The organism is Streptomyces asiaticus, from assembly GCF_018138715.1.
Taxonomy (GTDB): Bacteria; Actinomycetota; Actinomycetes; order Streptomycetales; family Streptomycetaceae; genus Streptomyces; species Streptomyces asiaticus.
The window spans coordinates 380500-406496 of the sequence record NZ_JAGSHX010000006.1; the positions used below are offsets into that span (position 1 = coordinate 380500).

General features: G+C 73.5%; 8 protein-coding genes. All 8 read right to left on the reverse strand.

Translation table 11 applies throughout. The features are described 5' to 3' along the window. Position 1 precedes the first annotated feature (1 nt). Complete coding sequence (locus tag KHP12_RS09035) at positions 2 to 739, reverse strand: ABC transporter permease (protein WP_037962594.1); 738 nt, start codon at positions 737 to 739, stop codon at positions 2 to 4. 22 nt (positions 740 to 761) lie between these two features. Continuing rightward, on the reverse strand, positions 762 to 1676 hold the full coding sequence (locus tag KHP12_RS09040; RefSeq protein ID WP_020866317.1) for an ABC transporter ATP-binding protein: 915 nt from the start codon (positions 1674 to 1676) through the stop codon (positions 762 to 764). Positions 1677 to 1852: 176 nt separating this feature from the next. Next, positions 1853 to 2449 carry a dTDP-4-dehydrorhamnose 3,5-epimerase family protein gene (locus tag KHP12_RS09045; protein ID WP_086883282.1) on the reverse strand — a complete coding sequence of 199 codons (597 nt, stop codon included), beginning with the start codon at positions 2447 to 2449 and terminating at the stop codon, positions 1853 to 1855. Next, a complete protein-coding gene (locus KHP12_RS09050) occupies positions 2446 to 3699 on the reverse strand; it encodes an activator-dependent family glycosyltransferase (protein ID WP_086883281.1) in 1254 nt (417 codons plus the stop codon). Before KHP12_RS09050 ends, KHP12_RS09045 begins: the two co-directional genes overlap by 4 nt. Before the next feature lie 14 nt (positions 3700 to 3713). Then, entirely contained in the window at positions 3714 to 4499 is a 786-nt protein-coding gene (locus KHP12_RS09055; RefSeq protein WP_086883280.1) for a thioesterase II family protein, read from the reverse strand. Positions 4500 to 4552: 53 nt separating this feature from the next. Then, positions 4553 to 10807, reverse strand: coding sequence for a type I polyketide synthase (locus tag KHP12_RS09060; RefSeq protein ID WP_211832480.1), 6255 nt, complete (start codon positions 10805 to 10807; stop codon positions 4553 to 4555). Positions 10808 to 10845: 38 nt separating this feature from the next. Further along, a complete protein-coding gene (locus KHP12_RS09065) occupies positions 10846 to 21003 on the reverse strand; it encodes a type I polyketide synthase (protein WP_211832490.1) in 10158 nt (3385 codons plus the stop codon). A 24-nt stretch (positions 21004 to 21027) separates the two neighbouring features. Then, positions 21028 to 25971 (reverse strand): type I polyketide synthase, encoded by a 4944-nt coding sequence (locus KHP12_RS09070; RefSeq protein WP_211832498.1) that lies wholly within the window; start codon positions 25969 to 25971, stop codon positions 21028 to 21030. Positions 25972 to 25997: the final 26 nt, after the last annotated feature.

Sequence of the window (25997 nt, forward strand, 5' to 3'; positions counted from 1 at the left end):
CTCACTCCCAGCGGAACAGCTTGGCCGCGGCCGCGGTGGCCGCCACCGCGATCACTCCGAGGACGGTCAGGTGCAGCGTCTGCGGCCACTGGTTCTCCCAGGAGTCGCGCAGCGCCTGGAGCGCGGCGCCCAGCGGGGTGTAGTCGCCGATGGTGGACACCGTCTCCGGCAGGTCCTCCTTGGGGAGGAACGCGCCGCCGAAGAAGAGGCTGGGGAAGAGCAGGGACAGGCCCATCGCGGTGGCCGACTTGCTGCTCGGCGCCACGGCCGCGATCACCAGGCCGATGGAGAACAGCGCCCAGGTGCCCAGGACGAAGCTCACCAGGAAGGCGGGGACGTCACCGGGCAGTTTGGTGTCGAAGGCGGTCTTGCCGACGATGAGCACCAGCACCGCGGAGACCGCCGCGGTGACCAGGTTGATGAAGAGCTGGGCGAGCAGCAGGTTCCCCGGGTGGATGGGGCTGGCGGCCATGCGCCGCAGGATGCCCTTCTCCCGGTAGGTCGCGAGGGTCGTGGGCAGCAGGTTGAGGGCCAGCATCGTCAGACACAGCGACATGGCCATCGCGGGGACGAACGCGGCCATCGACGCCTTGGTGGCGGCGTCGTCGTCGGACTTGGTGGTGACGAAGTGGAAGATGGCCAGCAGCATGATCGGCAGCGCGATGACGAAGAACACCGCGGTGGGATCGCGCAGGAACAGCTTGCTCTCGACGTAGGTGAGCTTGGTGCGCCCGGACATGGCAGAAGTCTCCTCGGCGGCTTTAGTTGGCGGGCTTGGAGCCGGTCAGGGCGACGAAGGCGTCATCGAGACTCGCCTGCTCCAGGCGGAGTTCGTTCGCCACGATCTGATTGCGGGCCAGGACGGAGATCACGGCGTAGACGACATTGCCCTTGCCGACCACCGTCACCTGGGACTTGGACCGGGTCACACTGCTCACCTCGGGCAGCGAGGTGAGCAGTTCGTCGTCCATCGGGACGGACGGCTTGAAGCGGATGATCTGCTGCTCATCGACCCGGGACACCAGCCCGGAGGGGGTGTCGAGGGCGACGACCCGACCGGATTCGATGATGGCGATCCGGTCGCAGAGCCGCTCGGCCTCCTCCATGAAGTGGGTGACCAGCAGCACGGTCACATCCTGCTCCCGGACCTTCTCGATCAGCTTCCAGGTCTCGCGCCGGGCGTGCGGGTCGAGCGCGGTGGTCAGCTCGTCGAAGACGGCGATCCTGGGCTTGCCGACGAGGGCGAGCGCGATGGACAGCCGCTGCTGCTGGCCGCCGGACAGCGATCCGTAGGCCGTGTCGGCCTTGCCGGACAGGCCCCAGTCCTTGATGAGCTCGCGCCAGTCGACGGGGTCGCGGTAGAAGGTGCTGTAGAGCTCGAGCGCCTCCCACACCTTCATCTTGGGGGGCAGCTCGCTCTGCTGGAGCTGGATGCCGATGGACTCGCGCAGCTCGGCGAGGTCCTTGTCCTTCAGCGGGTCGAGACCCATCACGGAGATCTCGCCGCCGTCGCGCTTGCGCATCCCCTCGATGCACTCCACGGCGGTGGTCTTGCCCGCCCCGTTGGGGCCGAGGATGCCGAAGATCTCGCCCTCCTCCACGGAGAAGGACACGTCCTGTACCGCCACGTGATTGCGGTATTCCTTGCGCAGGTTACTGACCTCGATCAGTGGCATCGGCCCGGGTCCTCCTCGCTCGGTTCCTTCACTCTTCCACCGTAGGGAGCGGATATCCCCGGGGGATCGGCCCATCGGCTGCCCACCGGGCTGATCCTCCCTCCACCGACCGGCCGATCGACCGCATCAACCGATCGGTGGATGGGGGTCAGCCGGGCCGGGGCGTCCCCGCCGGGTCAGCCGCGCCGGGCGTGCAGCGCCCGGCAAACCTCGTAGGACGGCAGCAGACCGGCCCGCTCGGCCTCGGCCAGCCCGGGGGCGTTCCGGTCGCGCGCGGAGACCAGGTATTCCAGGTCCTTGGGCCAGGGCAGGCCGAGCGCGGGGTCGAAGGGGTCGATCTCGTGTTCGGCGCCCGGGTTGTACTCCTCCGAGTTGAGGTAGGCCGCCACCGTGTCGTCCCGCAGCGCGATGAAGGCGTGGCCGAGGCCCTCCTCCAGATACACCGCCCGGTACGAGACGGGATCGAGACGCACACTGTCCCAGCGGCCGAAGGTGGGCGAGCCCACCCGCAAGTCCACCACCACATCGAGGAGTTCGCCGCTGACGCAGGTCACCATCTTGGCCTGGCCCGGGGGTACGTCCGCGTAGTGCACCCCGCGGACGGTGCCTCGCCGGGAGACGCTGTGGTGGTTCTGGCCCAGGCGCAGCGGATGGCCTACCGCAGCGGAGAAGGCCGATTCGGTGTAGTGGGCGACGAACGCGCCGCGCTCGTCCCGGTGGACGTCCGGGCTGAACTCGTAGGCGCCGGACACCGCCAGCTCGCGCACCTTCATCGGCCGTGCTCCACGGTGAGCTTCTCCAGCACCGGCACCACCTCGTGCGGGGTGGGGGTGCGCAGGTTCTCCTCGCGCAGCCGCTCGGCGGTCTCCTTGTACGACGCGTCCTTCAGCAGCCGCTCGACGCTCTCCCGCAGCACCTCGGCGGTCAACTCCGAGGCGTGGACGACGAGTCCGGCACCGGCCTCGTGCAGAGTGGTCCCCTTGTTCCACCAGTCGGCGTAGCGGATGGTGGGGATGAACTGCGGTACGCCGCTCGCCAGTGCGGTGCCCCAGGAGCCGAATCCGCCGTGGTGGATGAGGACCGAGGCGCCGGGCAGCAGGGCGTGCAGCGGAACGAAGTCGACGATGCGGGTGTTGGCGGGGACCTTCGCCAGCGCCTCGACCTCCTCGGGCGGCAGCGCGGCCACCACGTCGATGTCCATGCCCCCCAGGGTGTCGATCATGTCGGCCACCGGCATGAAGGTGCCGCCGAGGGCGGCCCGCGCCGAGACCCCGGAGGTCAGCACGACCCGCGGCCGCTCGGGGGCCTCGCGCAGCCAGTCCGGGATGTCGGAGGGGCCGTTGTAGGGCAGATAGCGGACCGGGACCCGCTGGACCGGCAGCGGGAGCTGGAGGCTGGTGGGGATCTGGTCGATGGTCCACTGGCCGACCACGACCTCCTCGTCGAAGGTGCGGTCGTAGCGGGCGAGAATGCCACCGAGCCAGTCGGCCATCGGGTCCTCGCGGCGCTCCTCGGGCTGTTCGGCGAGGCGGGCCAGGAACACCTCGCGCATCTTCGCGTAGATGTCGATGCACCACAGCAGCCGGGCGTGGGCGGCGCCCACCACCCGGGCGGCCACCGGGCCCGCGTAGGTGACCGGGTCCCAGATGACCAGGTCGGGCTGGAAGTGGCGGGCGTAGTCCACCAGCTCGTGCACCATGCAGTCGTTGTAGGTCTGGTACGCGAACATCACGCTGATCTTGAACTTCATCAGCACCTGTTCCCAGGAGTGCTGATCGAGCTCCGGGGTCGACCAGTCGGAGAGCGGGTTCTCCAGCGACTCGCGGTTCTGCGTCAGCATCTCGTGGAGATTGTGGTCCTTGCCGACCGAGACGGCCGTCAGACCGGTGTTCTTGATGGACTCGGTCAGCGCGGGGTTGCTGGCGACATGCACCTCGTGGCCGGCCGCGGCCAGCGACCAGGCGAGCGGGACCATGGTGAACAGGTGCGATTTCTCGGACACCGTCGCGAAAAGGATGCGCATCGTGGGTTTCTCTCTCAGTCGATGGGTCGTCGGGTGCGGGCGGTGGCCGCCCGCAGGGTGTCCGTGATGACTCCGGCCACCGCTGCCTTCTGCTCACCCAGGTAGAAGTGGCCGCCGGAGAAGACCTCCAGCCGGAAGGAGCCCGAGGTGTGCTCCCGCCAGCCCGCCACCTCCGGGGCGGTGACGCGGATGTCGCTGTCACCGGTGAGCCCCACGATGTCGCAGGTCAGCCGGGCGCCGGGCCGGTATTCGTAGGTCTCGGCCGCCTTGTAGTCGCTGCGGATGGCGGGCAGGGCCAGCCGCAGCAGTTCGGTGTCGCCGAGGATCCGGGAGTCGGTTCCGCTGACCAGCCGGAGCTCGGCGATGAGCCCGGCGTCGTCGCGCCGGTGGATGCCCAGGCTCCGGTGGTGTGAGGGCGCGGGCCGGCCCGAGGCGAAGAGCGCCACGGGCACGGTCCCCAGCTCCCCTTCGAGCAGCCTGGCCAGCTCGAACCCGACGCTCGCGCCCATGCTGTGGCCGAACAGCGCGATCGGCCGGTGTGCCGTGAGCGGCTTCAGCGCCTGGTAGATCTCGCGCGCCATCGCGTGGATGTCCTCGATGGGCGCGTCATGGCGGCGGTCCTGCCGCCCCGGGTACTGGACGGCCAGTGCCTCCACGGTCGGCGGCAGCAGCTCGGAGATCGGGAAGTAGAAGCTGGCGGCTCCTCCCGCGTGCGGCAGGCAGACCAGGCTGACCTCGGCCTCCGGGCGCGGATGGAACCTGCGGAACCACAGGCTCTCATCGGTGACGGGCAACGCCATGGTCGTTCCTTTCGCGATGCGGGGAGGGCGCCTCTACGGGATGTCCGGGCGGGTCAGGCGCCGTCGCGCTCCAGTCGCTCCAGCCAGTCCTCGATGGCCTGGGCGGTGGGGAGGGAGTGGTCCTCCATCATGGTGAAGTGGTTGCCGCGCACATCGACGATGTCGTGCGGCAGCTCCCAGAAGGACCGCCAGTCGGGCAGCTCCTCCAGCTTCAGCGATCCGGTGGACAGCGGCTCCAGCGCGCGCACCAGGAGGGTCGGGGTCTCGATCGGCTCGGGGTCCCAAGCGCCGAAGAGGTTGAGATACCAGCCCATGGCCGACAGCCGGGCGTCGTCCATGGTGACGAACACGCCCTCGCGCTCGGTCATCCCGTCCATGAGCGAGAGCCCGAACTGGTTGAGGATGCTGCTCTTGGGCACGTAGGTGTCCACCAGGACCACCGCGGTCGGCCGGATGCCCATCCGCTCCAGATGTCCCGCCGCCGCGTGGGCGAACCAGCCGCCCGCCGAGGAGCCCAGGAGCACGATGGGCTGCCCGTCGGCGGCCTTCGCCACCGCCTCGGCCTGGGCGGCCACCACCGCGTCCGCCGTCTCCGGAAGGGGCTCACCGCGGCCGAAGCCGGGCAGCGCGAGCGCCGACACATCGCGCCGGCCCCGCAGCGAGGCCGCGAACCGCGCGTACTGGTGGATGCCCGCGACCGCCAGGCACGAGGAGAAGCAGAACAGGTGCTGCTCGGCCGGGCCCTTGCTGAGCCGGACCGGCATCGGCAGCTTCTCCAGGTCGGAGGCGGCGCTGAACCGGGGCCGCAGCGCCGCCGTGGCGTGCAGCAGGTCGAAGATTTCCTTCCATTTCCCGGTCTCGAACGCCTCGGTGTACAGCGTGCTCAGCGTGGTGGACTCCCCCGCCGCGGCGGGCGCCGCGCTCGCGGCCGACTGCTCGGACGGGCCCGACTGCCGGGCCGCGGCCAGTTCGGAGCGGAGCCGGGCGGCCAGATCGGCGGGCGTCTCGTGGTCGAAGACGAGCGTGGCGGGCAGCCTCAGCCCGGTGGCCGCGTTCAGCCGGTTGCGCAGCTCGACGGCGGTGAGCGAGTCGAAGCCGGAGTCCACGAACTCATGGGCCGGGCCGATGGCGGACGGGTCCGGGTGGCCGAGCACGGTGGCCACCTGCGCGCACACCAACTCCACCAGCACGGCGTCCTGTTCGGCCTCGGGCAGCGCGGCGAGCCGTTCCCGCAGCGCGGAGCCGCCGCCCGGCGGGCCACCGCGGGTGGTCGCGCCCGCCCGGCGCGCCGGTGTCCGCACCAGCCCGCGCAGCAGCAGCGGCACCGAACCGGAACCGGCGCCCGCACGCAGCGCCGCGAGGTCGATCCGCATCGGGATCAGCAGCGGGGTGTCCAGGGCGAGGGCGGTGTCGAGCAGTTCCATGCCCTGCTCCGAGGAGAGCGCGGCCACGCCCGAGCGGGCGGCCCCGGCCGTGTCCGCCGTGCCGGTCATCGCGCTGGTCGGCGCCCAGAGCCCCCAGGCGAGGGAGTGGGCGGGCAGCCCCTGGGCCCGGCGGGCCTGGGCGAAGGCGTCGAGGAAGCCGTTGGCGGCCGCGTAGTTGCCCTGGCCCGCGCCGCCGAGCACACCGGCGGCCGAGGAGAAGAGCACGAACGCGGCCAGGTCCAGCTCCCGGGTGGCCTCGTGGAGGTGGAGTGCGGCATCGACCTTGGGCCGCAGCACCGTGTCCAGCCGCTCGGGGGTGAGCGAGGAGATCACCCCGTCGTCCAGCACCCCGGCGGTGTGGAACACCCCGGTGAGCGGGTGGTCGGCGGGCACCTGGGCCACCAGGGCGGCCACGGCGTCCCGGTCGGCGGTGTCGCACGCCGCCACGGTCACGGTCGCGCCGAGCCCGGTCAGCTCCTCGCGCAGCCGCCCGGCTCCCTCGGCGGCCGATCCCCGGCGGCTGGTCAGCAGCAGATGGCGGACGCCGTGGTAGGTCACCAGGTGGCGGGCGAGCAGCCCGCCGAGCGTACCGGTGGCGCCGGTGATCAGCACGGTGCCCTCGGGATCCAGCGGACGGGTGGCGCCGGTGGCGCCCTGGGCGCGCGCGAGCCGCGGGGTGTGCGGCTGTCCGGCGCGCAGCGCGAGCTGCGGCTCCCCGGAGGGGAGCTCCGCCGGGAGCGCCCGTACGGACTCCTCGTGCTCGTCGAGGTCGACGAGGGTGAACCGGTCGGGGTTCTCCGACTGCGCCGAGCGCACCAGACCCCAGACGGCGGCGCCCGGCAGATCGGTGACCTCCGCGCCGGGCGCGGTGGCCACCGCGCCCCGGGTGACGAACACCAGCCGGGAGTCGGCGAACCGATCGTCGGCCGACCAGTTCTGGGCCAGCTCAAGGGCGGTGCGCAGGGAGTCCCGTACGGCGTCGGCCGGGGCGCCGGGCCCGGCGGCGCAGGACACCAGGACCGCCGCGGGGGCGGCCGTACCGGCGTCGACGGCCGCGCCCAGCGCCTCCAGGTCCACATACGACTCCAGGTGGACCCCGGCCGCGAAGAGGCTCTCCGTCACCTCCAGCCCGTCGTCGCCGACCAGCGCGGCCCGGGTCAGCGGGGTGGGCCGATCGGAGCCCGCGAGCGCGGGCCAGTCGAGCCGGAACAGCGACTCGCTGCTCGCGGCGCGGGCGCCACTGAGCTGATCGCCGGTCATCTTCCGCAGCAGCAGGCCCTCGACGGTGGCCACCGGGCGGCCGGCGGGGTCGGCCACCGCGAGCGCCACGGTGTCCTCCCCGGCCGGGGAGATCCGCACCCGCACCTCGTCGGCACCGGCGGCGTGCAGCGACACCCCGGTCCAGGAGAACGGCAGCCGCCCCTGCGCCGTCTCCGGGTCCTCCCCGGCGAAGAGGGTGCCGAGGGCGATGCCGTGCAGGGAGGCGTCGAGCAGGGCCGGGTGGATCCCGTACCCGGCGGCGGCCGGCCGCTGCTCCTGGGCCAGGCTGACCTCGGCGAACACCTCGTCGCCGCGCAGCCAGGCGGCGCGCAGGCCCCGGAAGGCCGGGCCGTAGCCGAAGCCGCCCGCCGCGTACCGGTCGTACATGTCGCTGACGTCGAGTTCGGTGGCGTCCGGCGGAGGCCACGCGGTGAGCTCGGCGGGGGCATCCGGTGTGGCGGTGGCGAGCGTGCCGGTGGCGTGCGGGGTCCACGGCTCGCCGAACCCGGCGCCCTCGGGGCGGGTGTGGACGTTCAGCGGGCGCCGTCCGCTCTCGTCGGGTTCGCCGACCGTCACCCGGAGGGTGAGCGCGCCACGCGCGGGGAGGATCAGCGGCGCCTGGAGGGTCAGCTCCTCGACCTGGTCGCAGCCGACCTGGTCACCGGCCTGGATCGCGAGTTCGAGGAAGGCGGTGCCGGGGAAGAGGACCGTGCCGGAGACGGCGTGGTCGGCCAGCCAGGGCTGGGCGGCCAGGGACAGCCGTCCGGTGAGCAGCAGGCCGTCGGTGTCGGCGAGTTCGACGGCCGCGCCCAGCAGCGGATGCCCGGCCGGGCCCAGCCCCGCCGAGGTCACATCGCCCGTCCGGTCCGAGCCGTCGAGCCAGTAGCGCTGCCGCTGGAAGGCGTACGTGGGCAGCTCCACCCGGCGGGCGCCACGGCCCGCGAACACCTGCTCCCAGTCCACCGCGCCGCCGTGGGCGTGCACCCGGCCCACCCCGGCCAGCAGCGACGCGGCCTCGCCGCGGTCCTTGCGCAGCAGCGGGACGAACGCGGCGGCGTCGGGGTCGGCGACGCACTCCTGCCCCAGCACGGACAGCACACCGGACGGGCCCACCTCCACATAGCGGGTCACGCCCCGGTCCTCGAGGAACCGCACCCCGTCCTGGAACCGCACCGGCTGCCGCACATGGCGCACCCAGTACTCGGGCGAGCACAGCTCCTCGGCGACCGCCTCGCCGGTCACATTGGACACCACCGCGATCCGGGGGGTGTGGTAGGTCAGCTCACCGGCGACCTTGGCGAACTCCTCCAGCATGGGGTCCATCAGCGGCGAATGGGCTGCGATACCGATCCGCAGCCGCTTGCTCTTGACGCCGACCGCGTCCGCGATCCGCAGGACGGCCTTCTCCTCGCCGGAGATCACGGTGGCCGCCGGGCCGTTGAGCGCGCCCACGGACACCTGGCCCTCCTCGCCCTCCAGATGGGGCAGCACCTCGGCCTCGCCGGTCTGGAGCGAGACCATCGCGCCTCCGGCGGGCAGTGCGTCCATCAGCCGGCCCCGGGCCGCCACCAGCGCACACGCGTCCTCCAGCGAGAACACGCCCGCCACATGGGCCGCCGCCAGCTCGCCCACCGAGTGGCCGACCAGGAAGTCCGCGGTCACGCCCCAGGACTCCACCAGCCGGTACAGCGCCACCTCGGTGGCGAAGAGACCGGTCTGGGTGTAGAGGGTCCGGTCGAGCAGTTCGGCGTCCTCGCCGAAGACCACGTCCCGCACCGCGTGCCCGGCATGGCCGTCCAGGTGACGGTCGAGCTCGGCGCAGACGGCGTCGAACGCGGCGGCGAAGACCGGGAAGGCGGTGTGCAGGGCGCGTCCCATGCCGAGCCGCTGTGCGCCCTGCCCGGTGAACAGGAACGCCGTCTTGCCCGCACCGGCCACCGCGCCGGAGGTGACACCGGAGGCCAACTGGTCCAGTTCGCCGAGCAGTTCGGCACGGCTCGCGCCCACGACCACCGCACGGTGGGCGAAGGCGGAGCGGGTGAGCGCCAGCGAGTAGCCGATGTCCACGGGAGACGGCTCGGGCGCGCCCGCCACGTAGGACCGCAGCCGCGCGGCCTGGGCCCGCAGGGCCTCCTCGGTCCGCCCCGACAGCGGCCACGGCACCAGGTCGGACACGGCGGCGGGCGCGGTGTCCGCGGGTGTTTCATCAGCGGGCGCTTCGTCCGCGGCGTCCTCGGCGGGAGTCTGCTCCAGGATCACATGGGCGTTGGTGCCGCTGAAGCCGAAGGCGGACACGGCGGCGCGGCGCGGCCGCTCGGCCTCCGGTTCGGGCCACGGCCGGGCCTCGGCCAGCAGCCGTACCGCGCCCGACTCCCAGTCCACGTTGGGCGTGGGCTCCTCGGCGTGCAGGGTCTTGGGCAGCACGCCGTGGCGCAGCGCCAGCACCGTCTTGATGACCCCGCCGACGCCCGCGGCGGCCTGGGTGTGGCCGATGTTGGACTTCAGCGAGCCGAGCCACAGCGGCCGGTCCTCGGGGCGGTCCTGGCCGTAGGTGGCGAGCAGCGCGCCCGCCTCGATGGGGTCGCCGAGCGGGGTACCGGTGCCGTGGGCCTCGACCGCGTCCACATCGGCCGCGGTGAGCCCCGCGTCGGCCAGCGCCTGCCGGATGACCCGTTGCTGGGAGGGGCCGTTGGGGGCGGTCAGCCCGCTGCTGGCACCGTCCTGGTTGGTGGCGGAGCCCGTGACGACCGCCAGCACCTGGTGGCCGTTGCGCCGCGCGTCCGACAGCCGCTCCACGAGCAGCATGCCCACGCCCTCGCCCCAGCCGGTGCCGTCGGCGGAGGCGGCGAACGCCTTGCAGCGGCCGTCGGAGGCGAGCCCGCGCTGACGGCTGAAGTCCACGAAGGCCACCGGTGTGGACATCACCATCGACCCGCCGACCAGGGCCAGGGAGCACTCCCGCCGGCGCAGCGCCTGCGCGGCGAGGTGCAGCGCCACCAGCGAGGACGAGCAGGCGGTGTCCACGGTGACCGCGGGCCCTTCGAGACCGAAGGTGTAGGCGATACGGCCGGAGGCGATGCTGCCGGAGCCACCGCTGCCCACGTACCCCTCGACATCGTCCGGCACCTGGCGCAGCCGGGTCGCGTAGTCCTGGTACATCACGCCCGCGAAGACCCCGGTGCGGCTGCCGCGCAGCGCCGCCGGGTCGATCCCGGCCCGCTCCATGGCCTCCCACGCGGTCTCCAGCAGCAGCCGCTGCTGCGGGTCCATGGCGAGGGCCTCGCGCGGGGAGATGCCGAAGAACGCGGGGTCGAAGTGGTCGGCGTCGGTGACGAAGCCGCCTTCGCGCGCATAGCTCGTCCCCGGCTTGTCCGGGTCCGGGTCGTAGAGGGCCTCCAGGTCCCAGCCCCGGTCGGCGGGGAACTCGGTGACCGCGTCACGGCCGTTCGCCACCAGCTCCCACAGGTCCTCCGGCGAGGCCACGCCACCGGGGTAGCGGCAGGCCATCCCGACGATGGCGATGGGCTCGTGGTCCTTTGCCTCGGCCTCCTGGAGGCGCTGGCGAGTACGGTGCAGATCCGTGGTCACTCGCTTGAGGTAGTCGCGGAGCTTTGCCTCGCTCACCGTTTACCGCCCATCTCTTTGAATTCCAACTCCGTGCACTACAGGCCGAGTTCGTTCTCGATGAAGTCGAAGATCTCGTCGTCCGAGGCGGCGTCGATGCGGCCGGCGACCGCGTCCTCCGCGTCCTCCGGGCCCTGGCCGAGCCGTACCAGCAGGTCTTGCAGGCGCGAGGCGAGCGTGGTGCGCGCCTCGTCGTCGGCGGCGACCTTGGCCAGGTTGCTTTCCAGGGCGTCGAGTTCCGGGAAGGTCATCGACGCGGCGGTGAAGGCCTCCGGGGCGATTTCCGCCTCCAGATACGTGGCGATCGCGGTGGAGGTGGGGTAGTCGAACAGCAGGGTCACCGGCAGGCGCCGACCGGTGGCCTTGCCGAGTTGGTTGCGGAGCTCGACGGCGGTGAGCGAGTCGAAGCCGAGGTCCAGCAGACCGCGCTCCGCCTCGACGGCCGCCACCGACTCGAAGCCCAGCACCCCGGCCACGGTCGTGCGGACCAGATCCAGCAGGAACCGGCCGCGCTCAGCCTCCGGCAGGCTCGTCAGATGCTGCTTGAGCCCCTCGGGCCGCGCGGACGCGGCCCCGGCTCCGGCGGCTGTCCGCCGGGCGGGCCTGGTGACGGGCGCGGCCCTCACCAGCCCGCGCAGCAGCGCCGGTACGTCACCGGACCGTGCCCCGAGCCCCGCGGTGTCCAGCCGCATCGGCAGCACGACGGCGGCATCCACGGCGCGTGCGGCGTCGAAGAGCCGGGCACCGTCCTCCGAGGAGAACGGCACGATGCCACCGCGCGCCAGCCGGTTCAGATCGGCCCCCTCCAGCTTGCCGGTCATCTCGCTGCGCTGGGCCCACAGGCCCCACGCGTGTGACTGGACGGGCCGGCCCTGGGCGCGGCAGTGCTGGGCGAAGGCGTCGAGGAAGGCGTTGGCCGCCGCGTAGTTGCCCTGGCCCATTCCGCCGAAGGTGCCGGCGATGGAGGAGAAGAGGACGAGCGCGGACAGGTCCAGGTCGCGGGTCAGCTCGTGCAGGGTGAGCGCGGCGTCGACCTTGGGCCGCAGCACCGTGTCCAGCCGCTCGGGGGTGAGCGAGGAGACCACACCGTCGTCCAGGACGCCCGCCGTGTGCACGACGGCGGTCAGCGGATGTGCGGCGGGGATGGTGGCCAGCAGCGCGGCCAGCGCCTCCCGGTCGGCCACATCGCAGGCGGCGAGGGTGACCTGGGCGCCCAACTCCGCCAGCCCCGCGTGGAGTTCGGCCGCGCCCTCGGCGTCCGGGCCACGGCGGCTCGTGAGCAGCAGATGCCGCACTCCGCTCTCGGCCACCAGATGGCGGGCGATGACCCCGCCGATGGTGCCGGTGGCCCCGGTGACCAGCACCGTGCCCTCGGGGTCCCAGGGGCGCGGGGCGGTGTCGGGGACGGGGGTGGTGGCGAGCCTGGCCACCGCGATATCGCCCTGGCGCACGGCGAGTTGGGGCTCGTCCAGGGCGAGCGCGGTCGGCAGGGCGAGCGCCGACTCCTCGTGCTCGTCGAGGTCGACGAGTACGAACCGGTCGGGGTTCTCCGACTGGGCGGAGCGCACCAGGCCCCAGACGGCGGCGTGCGCCAGATCGGGTACGTCCGCGCCGGGTGTGGTGGCCACCGCGCCCCGGGTGATGAACACCAGGCGGGAGTCGGCGAACCGGTCCTCGGTCAGCCAGGCCCGGAGCAGCGTCAGCGCCCGGTGGGTCGCGGCCCGTACGGCGTCGGCCACGCCCTGGGGCTCCGGTGCGCAGGGCACCAGTACGGTGGCGGGCACGGCGGCCGGGTCGGCGGGCAGCGCCTCCAGGCTGGGGTATGTGCGCACATCGAGTCCGACCAGCTTGAAGTCGTCGTCGCCGAGCAGGGCCCAGTGTCCGGAGGGCTGTTCGGGGGTCGCCGCCGAGGTGTCGGCGGCCACCCAGTCGAGCCGGTAGAGCGAGTCGCCGCCGGTGGCGGCGTCGCCGAGCCGCTCCGGCCGCTTGCGCAGCACCAGGGATTCGACGGTGGCCACCGGCCGTCCGACGGTGTCCGCCACGGTCAGGGCCACCGTGTCGGTGCCGCTCGGCGTGAGCCGCACCCGTACCTCACCGGCCCCGGAGGCGTGCAGCGTCACTCCGGTCCAGGAGAACGGCAACCGGCCCTCGCCCGCCCGGAGCATCGGGCCGAGCGCGATGGTGTGCAGCGCGGCGTCCAGCAGGGCGGGGTGCAGTCCATAGGCGGTGGCGGCGGACTGCTGCTCCTGCGCCAGCCGTACCTCGGCGAACACCTCGTCGCCCCGCAGCCAGGCCGCCCGCAGCCCCTGGAACGACGGGCCGTAGCCGAAGCCGCCCGCCGCGAACCGCTCGTACAGGTCCTCGACCTCGATCGGCTCGGCACCCGGCGGCGGCCACGCCCCGCCCAGGTCGTACGAGCCCTCGGCGGCACCGGCCGCCAGCACACCCGTGGCGTGCCGGGTCCACGACGGCTCGCCGTCCGCGTCCTCGGGGCGGGAGTAGACGTTCAGGGCGCGACGGCCGTCCTCCTCGGGCGGGTCCACCACCAGCTGGAGGGTGACGGCGCCGCGCTCGGGGAGGATGAGCGGCGCCTGGAGGGTCAGCTCGTCGACCCGGTCGCAGCCCACCCGGTCACCGGCCTGGACGGCGAGCTCCAGGAAGGCGGTGCCCGGGAAGAGGACCACACCGGAGACCGCGTGGTCGGCCAGCCAGGGCTGGCCGCGCGTGGACAGCCGCCCGGTGAGCACCAGGCCGTCGCTGTCGGCGAGTTCGACGGCGGCGCCCAGCAGCGGATGCCCGGCGGCGCCGAGACCGGCCGAGGCCACGTCGCCCACGGTGGCGGGCGCGTCCAGCCAGTAGCGCTGCCGCTGGAAGGCGTACGTGGGCAGCTCCACCCGGCGGGCGCCACGGCCCGCGAACACCTGCTCCCAGTCCACCGCGCCACCGTGGGCGTGCACCCGGCCCACCCCGGCCAGCAGCGACGCGGCCTCACCGCGGTCCTTGCGCAGCAGCGGGACGAACGCGGTCTCGGTGTCGGCCTCGGTGTCTGTCTCGGTGTCGGCCAGGCACTCCTGGCCCATGGCGGAGAGCACACCCGCGGGGCCGATCTCCACGAAGCGGGTCACATTCCGCTCGGCGAGGAAGCGGATGCCGTCCCCGAAGCGCACCGCCCGGCGGACGTGGCGCACCCAGTACTCGGGCGAGCACAGCTCCTCGCCCGCCGCCTCACCGGTGACGTTGGAGACCACCGCGATGCGCGGCGCGGAGTAGCCGATCCCGGCGGCCACCGTGCCGAACTCGGCGAGCATGGCGTCCATCAGCGGCGAGTGGAAGGCGTGGGACACCGCGAGCCGCTTGCTCTTGGCCCCGGTCGCCTCCGCGATCCGCAGGACGGTGTCCTCGTCACCGGAGATGACGGTCGCCCGCGGCCCGTTGACCGCCGCCACGCTCACCCGGTCCTCGTGGCCTTCGAGATGCGGCAGCACATCGGCCTCGGCCGCCCGGAGCGACACCATCGCACCGCCCTCCGGCAGCGCCTGCATCAGCCGGCCCCGGGCCGCCACCAGGGCACACGCGTCCTCCAGCGAGAACACCCCGGCCACATGGGCGGCCGCCAGCTCGCCCACCGAGTGGCCGACCAGGAAGTCCGCGGTCACGCCCCAGGACTCCACCAGCCGGTACAGCGCCACTTCGAGGGCGAACAGCGCGGTCTGGGTGAACACGGTCCGGTTCAGCGGCTCCGCGTTCTCGCCGAACACCACTTCCCGCACCGAGCCGTCCAGATGGCGGTCCAGCTCGGCGCAGACCGCGTCGAACGCCGCCGCGAACACCGGGAACGCGCCGTACAACGCCCTTCCCATGCCCAGCCGTTGAGCGCCCTGGCCGGTGAACAGGAAGGCGGTCTTACCGGCGGTGTCGGCCACTGTCTCCCGCGCCGTCCCCGAGGCGAGTTCCGCGAGACCGCGCAGCAGTTCCGCCCGCTCGGCGCCGACGACCACGGCGCGGTGGCCGAAGGCCGAGCGGCCCGTCGCCAGCGCGTAGCCGACGTCCACCGGGCGCAGCTCCGGCCGCTCCTCCAGATGGGCGCGCAGCCGTCCGGCCTGCGCCCGCAGCGCGGTCTCGCCGCGCGCGGAGAGCACCCACGGCACCACGTCCGAGTCGACCGTCCGCCCGGCAACCGGCGCGGTGTCCTCGGGGCCCTGCTCCAGCACCACATGGACGTTCGTGCCGCTGACGCCGAAGGCGGACACGCCCGCGCGCCGCGGCCGCCCCGTCTCGGGCCACTCCCGGGCCTCGGTCAGCAGCTCCACCGCACCGGCCGACCAGTCCACGTCGGGCGAGCGCTCATCGGCGTGGAGGGTCTTCGGCAGCACGCCGTGGCGCAGCGCCAGCACCGTCTTGATGATCCCGGCGACGCCCGAGGCGGCCTGGGTGTGGCCGATGTTGGACTTCAGCGCGCCCAGCCACAGCGGCCGGTCGGCGTCCCGCCCCTGGCCGTAGGTGGCCATCAGGGCCTGCGCCTCGATGGGGTCGCCGAGCCGGGTGCCGGTGCCATGGGTCTCGACCGCGTCCACATCGGCGGCCGACAGGCCCGCACCGGCCAGGGCCTGGCGGATCACCCGCTGCTGGGAGGGGCCGTTGGGGGCGGTGAGGCCGTTGCTGGCACCGTCCTGGTTGACGGCCGAGCCACGCACCAGCGCCAGCACCTCATGGCCGTTGGCCCGCGCGTCGGACAGCCGCTCCAGCAGCAGCATGCCGACGCCCTCGGCCCATCCGGCGCCGTCGGCGTCCGCCGAGAACGCCTTGCAGCGGCCGTCGGGGGCCATGGCCCGCTGCCTGCTGAACTCGATGAAGGTGTCGAGCGTGGACATCACCACGACACCGCCCGCGAGCGCCAGCGAGCACTCCCCCTGGCGCAGCGCCTGGGCCGCCTGGTGGAGGGCGACCAGCGAGGACGAGCAGGCGGTGTCCACGGTGACCGCGGGCCCTTCGAGGCCGAAGGTGTACGAGATGCGCCCGGACGCCACACTGCTGGCGCTGCCGGTGGCGAGGTAGCCCTCGAACTCCTCGGGGGCGCGGGTGAAGCGCGAGCCGTAGTCGTTGTAGCTGGCGCCGATGAAGACTCCGGCCTGGGTGCCCTTCACCGAGGCCGGGTCGATCCCGGCCCGCTCGAACGTCTCCCAGCTGGTCTCCAGCAGCAGCCGCTGCTGGGGGTCGATGGCGAGCGCCTCGCGCGGCGAGATCCCGAAGAACTCGGGGTCGAAGTGGTCGGCCTGGTGGAGGAAGCCACCGCCGGTCGCGTAAAAGGTGCCCGGCTTGTCGGGGTCGGGGTCGTAGTGGCCCTCGATGTCCCAGCCGCGGTCGGTGGGGAAGTCCGAGATGGCGTCCCGGCCGTCCATCAGCAGCCGCCACAGCTCCTCGGGGGTGGTCACCCCGCCGGGGAGGCGGCAGCTCATGGCCACGATGGCGATGGGGTCGTCGTCCACCGCGACGGTGGCGGGCACCGGGCCCGCCGGTGCGGTGGCCGCGGTTTCACCGGCACCGCTCTCGGCGAGCAGGAAGCGGGCCAGCGCGGTGACGGTCGGGTAGTCGAAGACGAGGGTGACCGGCAGCCGCAGCCCGGTGGCGGCGTTCAGCCGGTTGCGCAGATCGACGGCGGTCAGCGAGTCGAAGCCCAGCTCGCGGAAGGCGCGCCCGGCCTCGACCGCCGCGGTGTCGGCGTAGCCGAGCGCGGCGGCCACTTCGGTGCTGACGAGGTCGGCCAGCGCCTCCTCGGCCTCCTGCGGCGACAGCCCGGCCAGCCGCTGGGCCAGCGGGGTGTCCTCCTCGCCCGTGGTGGCGGCCGCCGCCTCCGCCCGCCGGGCGTCGGGGAGTTCACCGAGCACGGCGGCCCCGTCCAGGGAGGGGGTGGCGGCGATGAGCCGGTCCCACTCCACATCGGCCACGGCCACATGGGTGTCGGCCACGTCCAGGGCGCGCTGGAGGGCGGCGATCGCCAGGTCGGGCGCCATCGCGGGCATACCGGTGGCGCGCAGCCGCGCCTGGACGGCCTCGTCCACCAGCCCGCCGCCGGACCACGCGCCCCAGGCCACGGAGGTGGCGGGGAGGCCCTGGGCCCGGCGGGCGTGTGCGAGCGCGTCGAGGAAGGCGTTGGCGGCCGCGTAGCTGCCCTGGCCGGGGCCGCCGAGCGTGCCCGCGAAGGAGGAGAAGAGCACGAAGGCGGACAGCTCGCGGTCACGGGTGAGCTCGTGCAGATGGAGCGCCGCGTCCACCTTCGGGCGCAGCACTCCGTCGGCGCGCTCGGGGGTGAGGGTGTCGAGCACCCCGTCGTCCAGGACGCCCGCGGTGTGGACGACGGCGTCGAGCGGGGCCTCGTCCGCGTCCAGCGTGGCGAGGAGGTCGGCGAGCGCGTCGCGGTCGGCGGCGTCGCACGCGGCCACGGTCACCCGGACCCCCGACTCCCTTATCTCGTCGGCGAGTTCGGCCACCCCGGGGGCTTCGGGGCCCCGGCGGCCGGTGAGCACCAGGTGTTCGGCGCCGCCCCGGGCCAGCCAGCGCGCCACATGGGCGCCCAGGCCGCCGGTGCCGCCGGTGACCAGCACGGTGCCGCGCGGCCGCCACGGCGCGGTGGCGTCGGCCGGTGCCGCCGAGGCCCTGACCAGCCTGCGCCCATGGACCCCGGAGGCGCGCACCGCGACCTGGTCCTCGTCGGTCAGCCGGCCCGCGAGCACACCGCACAGCCGTGCGACGGCGCGGTCGTCGAGGGTGCCGGGCAGATCCACCAGACCGCCCCGGCGCCGCGGGTACTCCCCGGCCGCGATCCGGCCCAGGCCCCAGCTGAGCGCCTGCAACGGATGGTCGAGCGCGTCCGCGCGGCCCACGGACACCGCGCCGCGCGTGGCGTACCACACCGGGACGTCGGCCCCGGTGTCGCCGAGCGCCTGGAGCAGGGCGAGGTTGAGGGCCAGGCCGAGCGGCTGCGCGGTGCCCGCGCGGTACGGGTCTTCGACGAGCGCGAGGAGCGAGAGCACCGCGGTCGGTGGCGCGTCCGCCGTGGCCTCGCCGAGTCTGCGGGCGAGCGCCTCGCGTACGGCGTCGGCTTCGGTCAGCTCCACCAGCCGCACCTGGGCGCCGCGTTCCCGCAGCGCCTCCGCGACGCGCGGGCCCTCCGGTGCTCCGGCGGGTGCTGCGATCAGCCAGGTCGCACCGGCCGACGACCGGTCGTGGGCGGAGGTGAGAGCGTCGCCCAGGGGCTTCCAGGTGACGTGGTAGCGCCAGGAGTCGAGCACGGACCGCTCGCGGCGCGCCCGGCGCCATGCGGCCAGCGCCGGAACCACCATGGCCAGGGACGACTCCTCGGCGTCCACCTCCAGCGCGGCGGTCAGCGCGGCCAGGTCCTCGCGCTCCACGGCGTCCCAGAAGTCCGCGTCCACCGCCGCGCCCTCGACGGGTGCGGAGGAGCCTTCGAGCCAGTAGCGCTGCCGCTGGAAGGCGTACGTGGGCAGCTCCACGACCGCGGACCCCGCGCACACCGCCGCCCAGTCGACGGCGACGCCACGGACGAACGCCTCGCCCAGCGAGGCCAGGAACCGCTCCGGACCACCCTCGTCACGCCGCAGCGACCCCACGACCACGGCGTCCTCGGCGGTCGCCTGGAGCGGCATGGTCAGCACCGGATGCGGCGACATCTCCAGGAACGTGCCGAACCCGGCGGCCGACAGAGCCCGCACCGCCGACTCCAGCTCGACCGTCTCCCGCAGATTGGTGTACCAGTACCCGGCGTCGAGTCCGGTGGTGTCGATGGTGTCGCCGGTGACCGTCGAGCAGAACGGCACCTCGGCGCGGCGCGGGGCGATCGGCGCCAGGACGTCGAGGAGTTCATCGCGCAACTCCTCGACATGGGCCGAGTGGGAGGCGTAGTCCACCGGGATCAGCTTCGCCCGTACCTCCTCGGCCTCGCACTCCGCCTGAAGTTCACGCAGCGCCTCCGGATCACCGGACACCACGATCGAACCCGGGCCATTGACCGCCGCCACCGATATACGGCCGTCCCACGCGGTGATCCGCTCGCGCACCCGATCGGCACCCTCCGAGACGGACATCATGCCGCCGTGTCCGGCCAGCCCACGTCCGATGGCCTGCGAGCGCAGCGCCACCACCCGCGCCCCGTCCTCCAACGACAGCGCACCCGCCACCACTGCCGCCGCGATCTCCCCCTGCGAATGCCCCACCACAGCAGCAGGCGCCACCCCACACGCCCGCCACACCTCCGCCAACGACACCATCACCGCCCACAACACCGGCTGCACCACATCCACCCGCTCCAGCGCCTTCTCATCCCCCAGCACATCCGCCAACGACCAGTCCACAAACGCCGACAACGCCACCTCACACTCCGCGACCCGACCCGCGAACACCGGCGAGCAATCCAGCAACTCCACCGCCATCCCCACCCACTGCGACCCCTGCCCCGGAAACACGAACACCGGACGGGCGTCGGGGGCCATCACCCCCTCACCGCGCACCACACGCGGGGACTCGCCGCCCGACGCCAGTGCGCCCAGTGCGTCGATCAGCTCGTCGCGGTCACCGCCCAGGACCAGCGCTCGGTGGTCGAAACGGCCACGGGTGGTGGCGAGCGAGTGGCCGACGTCGGCCGGGGACAGCCCGGGGCGCGCGGTGACATGCGTCAGCAACCGCTCGGCCTGCGCCCGCAGACCCGCCGCGCTCTTCGCCGACAGCGCCCACGGCACCACTCCCCCGCCCACCGGGGCGTCCCCCTCCGCCGCGGTCTCCGAGGGCTCCTCCTCGGGCGCCTCCTCGAGGATGGTGTGCACATTGGTGCCACTGGCCCCGAAGGCCGAGATCGCGGCCCGGCGGGGCTCCTCGCCGCGCGGCCATTCCCTGGCCTCGGTCAGCAGCTCCACCGCCCCCGCCGACCAGTGGATCCGCGAGGAGCGCTCCTCGGCGTGGAGTGTCCTGGGCAGCAGGCCGTGGCGCATGGCCTGCACCATCTTGATGACACCGCCGACGCCACCGGCGGCCTGCGGATGGCCGATGTTGGACTTCAGCGAGCCGATCAGCACGGGCCGGTCCGCCGCGCGGTCCTTCCCGTACGTGGCGAGCAGCGCGCCCGCCTCGATCGGGTCGCCCAGCGGGGTGCCGGTGCCATGGGCCTCGACCGCGTCGATCTGCTCCGCCGTGAGCGCGGCGTTGGCGAGCGCCTGGCGGATCACCCGCTGCTGGGAGCGGCCGTTGGGCGCGGTGAGGCCGTTGCTGGCGCCGTCCTGGTTGACGGCCGAGCCACGCACCACGGCCAGCACCTTGTGGCCGTTGCGCCGCGCGTCCGAAAGGCGTTCCAGCAGCAGCATGCCGACGCCCTCGCCGAGGCCCATGCCGTCGGCCCCTTCGGCGAACGCCTTGCAGCGGCCGTCCTGCGCCAGACCGCGCTGCCGGGCGAAGCCGATGAGCCCCATCGGGGCGCCCATCACGGCGGCGCCGCCCGCGAGGGCGAGCGAGCAGTCGCCCTGGCGCAGCGACTGGCAGGCCAGGTGGAGGGCGACCAGCGAGGACGAGCAGGCGGTGTCGATGGTGACGGCCGGGCCCTCCAGGCCCAGGGTGTAGGCGACGCGGCCGGACATGATGCTCGCGGAGATGCCCGTGACCAGGTGGCCCTCGAGGCCCTCGGGCATATGGGGCCAGTCGGGGATGTAGCCCTGGTAGGCGGCGCCCACGAAGACGCCGGTCTTACTGCCGCGCAGCGCCGCCGGGTCGATTCCGGCGCGCTCGAACGCCTCCCAGGAGGTCTCCAGCAGCAGCCGCTGCTGCGGGTCCATCACGGTGGCCTCGCGGGGCGAGATGCCGAAGAAGGCGGGGTCGAACTGGTCGGCGTCGTGGAGGAAGCCGCCCTCGGTGGCGTAGACGGTGCCCTGCCGGTCGGGGTCCGGGTCGTAGAGGTTCTCCAGGTCCCAGCCGCGGTTGCCGGGGAATCCGGAGATGGCGTCGCGCCCGCCGGTGACCAGCTCCCACAGGTCCTCGGGGCCGCGCACATCGCCGGGGTAGCGGCAGCTCATCGCCACGATGGCGAGGGGCTCCCGGGAGGCGGCGGTGAGTTGCTGGTTGACCCGGCGCAGCCGTTCGGTCTCCTTCAGAGACTCCCGCAGCGCGCCAACGATCTTGTCGGTTGGGTTTGCCATTGTCAGCTCCGCAGTCGAGTCTCGTCAGAGGTCGTTCTTGTCGTAGGCCATGCGCACGAGGTCATCCACGTCCAGGTCGTCGATGGACTCGGCGGGCTCCTCGTCCGCCGGTGCGCCGGCGGGGTCCTGGGAACCGGCCAGCCGCAGCAGCTCGTCCAGCAGTCCGGACTCGCGCAGCCGGAGCAGCGGGATGGAGGTCAACGCCCTGCGGACGTCGGCCTCTTCGGGGTCGAGGGCGGTGGCGTCGGTGGCGGCGGCGTCGTCGGGGAAGAGTTCGGCGCCGATGTGTCCGGCGAGCTCCTCCGCGCTCGGATAGTCGAAGACGACGGTGACGGGGAAGCGGAGCCCGGTGGCGGTGCCCAGGCGGTTGCGCAGGTCGACGGCGCTCAGGGAGTCGAAGCCCAGCTCGCGGAAGGCGCGCGTGGCGTCGACGGCCTCGGGGCCGGAGTAGCCGAGGACGGTGGCGATCTGCGAGCGCACCAGCGACAGCACGGCCGCCTGCCGGTCCGCCGGAGCCAGCTCGGCCAGCCGGTCGCGCAGCGAGGAGGACTCGCCGGTCGCGTCCGCCCGGGTGTCGGCGTCGGCCGCGAGGATCCGCGCCACCTCGGGCACCTGGCCGATGAGCGGGCTGGGCCGGGCCGAGGTGAAGACGGGGACGAACCGCTCCCAGTCCACGTCGGCGACCACGACCACGGTCTCGTCCCGCTCCATCACCTGCCAGAACGCGTCGATGGCGAGCCGGGGGGACATGAACGGGATGCCCCGGCCGCGCAGTTGCTCCTCGGCGAGGTTGGCGGCCATCCCGCCCTCCTCGGGGCTCCAGATGCCCCACACCACCGAGGTGGCGGTGAGGCCACGGGCCCGGCGGTGCTCGGCGAGCCCGTCGAGATAGGCGTTGGCGGCGGCGTACGCACCGTGTTCGCCACTGCCCCAGACGGCCGAGATGGAGGAGAAGAGCACGAAGGAGTCGAGCGTGTCCCGGTCGAAGAGGGCGTCCAGGTTCGCCGCGCCCGCGACCTTGGCCTCCGCCGTGTCCGCGAACTCGTCCAGATCGGTGTCGGCGAGCGGGACGAGCACACCGGCACCGGCGATGTGCAGTACGGAACGGATCGGCGGGCCCTCGGCCTCCACCTTCCGTACGAGCGCCTCCAGCGCGGCGCGGTCGGCCACATCGCACGCGGCCACGGTGACCTTGGCACCGAGCTCGGTCAGCTCGGCCTTGAGCTTGTCCGCGCCGGGGGCCTCGGGGCCACGGCGGCTGGTGAGCACGAGGTGTTCGGCACCGGCCCGGGCCAGCCGGCGGGCGATCTGGGCTCCGACGCCACCGGTGCCACCGGTGAGCAGCACGGTGCCCTCGGGGTTCCACGCGGGGCCGCTGCCCCGGTGCTCCGCGGCCCGTACCAGCCGCCGGACGAACACCCCGGACGGCCGCAGGGCCAGCTGGTCCTCGTCGTCGACGCGGCCCGCGAGCACACCGCACAGCCGGGTGGTCACCCGGCCGTCGACGGTGTCCGGCAGGTCGACCATGCCGCCCCAGCGCTGGGGGTGTTCGAGGGCGGCGACCCGGCCCAGCCCCCATACGGCCGCCTGGGCGGGGCTGTCGAGGGCGTCGGTGCCGCCGACGGACACGCCGCCGCGGGTGGCCAGCCACAGCGGGGCGTCCAGCCCGGTGTCGCCGAGGGCCTGGACGAGGGTGAGGGTGAGCGCGAGCCCCATGGGCACGCCCGCGTGGGCGGGGTGCGGTGCGTCGGGGAGCCCGAGCAGCGAGAGCACCCCGGCCGGGGCGACCCCGGCGGTGGCCTCGGCGAGCCGCGCGGCGACCGCGGCGCGGTCGGCCTCGGCCACCTCGACGGTGACGACCGTGGCGCCGTGGGTCTCCAGACCGGCGCGTACGGCGTCGACGAGCTCGGTGCCGGGGTGTCCGACGGGGTGTCCGACGAGGTTTCCGGCCGGGACCGCGAGCAGCCAGGTGCCGGTCAGGGCCGCCGATGCCGGGTCCGGCACCCGGTTCCAGGTGACGTGGTAGCGCCAGGAGTCGAGCACGGACCGCTCGCGGCGGCCGCGCCGCCAGGAGGACAGCGCCGGGAGCACGGTCCGCAGCGACGACCGCTCGTCGTCGGCGTCCACGGCCAGCGCGGCGGTCAGCGCGGCCAGGTCCTCACGTTCGACGGCGTCCCAGAACTCGGCGTCCATCGGGTCGCCCCCGGTGGCGGCCGCCTGCGCCACGGGCCGCTCCAGCCAGTAACGCTGCCGCTGGAAGGCGTACGTGGGCAAGTCCACCACGGACGCGCCCAGCCCGGCGAACACCGCCGCCCAGTCGACGGCGACGCCCCGGACGAACGCCTCGCCCAGCGAGGTGATGAACCGCTCCGGACCACCCTCGTCACGCCGCAGCGACCCCACGACCACGGCGTCCTCGGCGGTCGCCTGGAGCGGCATGGTCAGCACCGGATGCGGCGACATCTCCAGGAACGTGCCGAACCCCGCGGCCGACAGAGCCCGCACCGCCGACTCCAGCTCGACCGTCTCGCGCAGATTGGTGTACCAGTACCCGGCGTCCAGAGCCGCGGTGTCCAGGGGTGTGCCCGTGACCGTGGAGTGGAAGGTGATGTCCGAGGTGCGCGTGCGGATCGGGGCGAGCAGGTCGAGCAACTCCTCACGGAGCGCCTCCACATGGGCCGAGTGGGACGCGTAGTCCACCGGGATCAGCTTCGCCCGTACCTCCTCGGCCTCGCACTCCGCCTGAAGTTCACGCAGCGCCTCCGGATCACCGGACACCACGATCGAACCCGGGCCATTGACCGCCGCCACCGAGATACGCCCATCCCAGGCCGTGATCCGCTCCCGCACCCGACCGGCACCCTCCGAGACGGACATCATGCCGCCGTGTCCGGCCAGCCCACGTCCGATGGCCTGCGAGCGCAGCGCCACCACCCGCGCCCCGTCCTCCAACGACAACGCACCCGCCACCACCGCCGCCGCGATCTCCCCCTGCGAATGCCCCACCACAGCCGCAGGAACCACCCCACACGCCCGCCACACCTCCGCCAACGACACCATCACCGCCCACAACGCCGGCTGCACCACATCCACCCGCTCCAACGCCTTCTCATCCCCCAGCACATCCGCCAACGACCAGTCCACAAACGCCGACAACGCCACCTCACACTCCGCGACCCGCCCCGCGAACACCGGCGAGCAATCCAGCAACTCCACCGCCATCCCCACCCACTGCGACCCCTGCCCCGGAAACACGAACACCGGCTTCCCGGCGTGGCCCGCCACGCCCTGGGCCACCAGGCCACCGGGCTCGGCCCGGGTGAGCGCCGTCAGCCCGGCGCGGAAGTCCTCGACGCCACCACCGACCACCACCGCGCGGTGGTCGAAGCGGGCGCGGGTAGTGGCCAGCGAGAACCCCACGTCCGCCGGGGACGGCTCCGGACCCTCCGCGAGACGCGCCAGCAGCCGCTCCGCCTGCCCGCGCAGACCCGACTCGGTCTTGGCCGACAGCACCCACGGCACCGCCGCGCCACCCACGGGTGCCACGCCCTCGGTCGACCTGTCCGCGGGCCCGGTGGCCTCGGGGGCCTCGGGGGCCTGCTCGATGATGGCGTGGGCGTTGGTGCCGCTGGCGCCGAAGGCGGACACCCCGGCGCGGCGGACCCGCCCGGTCTCCGGCCACGGCCGGGCCTCGGTGAGCAGTTCGACGGCGCCCGAGGTCCAGTCCACGTTGGGCGACGGCTCCTGGATGTGCAGGGTGCTGGGCAGCACCCCGTGGCGGATCGCCTGCACCATCTTGATCACACCGCCGACCCCCGCGGCGGCGGCCGTGTGGCCGATGTTGGACTTCAGCGAGCCGAGCCAGAGCGGCCGGTCGGCCGGGCGGTTCCCGCCGTACGTGGCCAGCAGGGCGTTCGCCTCGATGGGGTCGCCCAGCGACGTCCCCGTGCCGTGTGCCTCCACCACGTCCACATCGGTGCCGGACAGGGTGGCGTTGGCCAGCGCCTGGCGGATCACCCGCTGCTGGGCACGGCCGTTGGGCGCGGTGAGACCGTTGCTGGCGCCGTCCTGGTTGACGGCGCTGCCGCGGACCACCGCGAGCACGGTGTGGCCGTTGCGGCGGGCGTCCGAGAGCCGTTCCAGCAGCAGCACCCCGACGCCCTCGCCCCAGGCGGTGCCGTCGGCCGTCGAGGAGAACGCCTGGCAGCGGGAGGAGGTGGACAGCGCCCGCTGGCGGCTGAACTCGATGAAGCCGCTCGGCGTGGACATCACGGTGGTGCCGCCGGTGAGCGCCATCGAGCAGTCGCCCTGGCGCAGCGCCTGGCACGCCATGTGCAGCGCCACCAGCGAGGACGAGCACATGGTGTCGACCGTGACGGCCGGTCCCTCCAGGCCCAGGGTGTAGGCGACCCGGCCGGAGAGGATGGCGCCCGAGGCGCCCATGGACATCTGGCCTTCGAGCCCCTCGGGGAGTTCGGTCAGACCGCGGGCGTAGTCGAAGTCGGTGGCGCCCATGAAGATGCCGGTGTCGCTGCCGCGCAGGGTGCCCGGGTCGATTCCGGCCCGTTCGAAGGTCTCCCACACCACTTCCAGCAGCAGCCGCTGCTGCGGGTCCATGGTGAGGGCCTCGCGCGGCGAGATACCGAAGAACGCCGGGTCGAACTGGTCCACGTCCTGGAGGAATCCGCCCTGGCGGGCGTAGGTGCGGCCCTCGCGGTCGGGGTCCGGGTCGAAGAGGTTCGGCAGGTCCCAGCCCCGGTCGGCCGGGAAGTCGCGCATGCCGTCCCGGCCTTCGGCCACGGCCTGCCACAGGTCCTCGGGGGACCGGATGTCGCCCGCGTAGCGGCAGTTCATCGCCACGATGGCGATGGGCTCGGGGGCCTGCAACTCCTGGATCCGGCGGTGGGCGGCGCGGAGATGGCCGGTGGCCCGCTTGAGGTAGTCGCGCAGCTTCTTCTCGTTGTCCATGGTCGTCAGCTCCTCAAGAGGGCCGG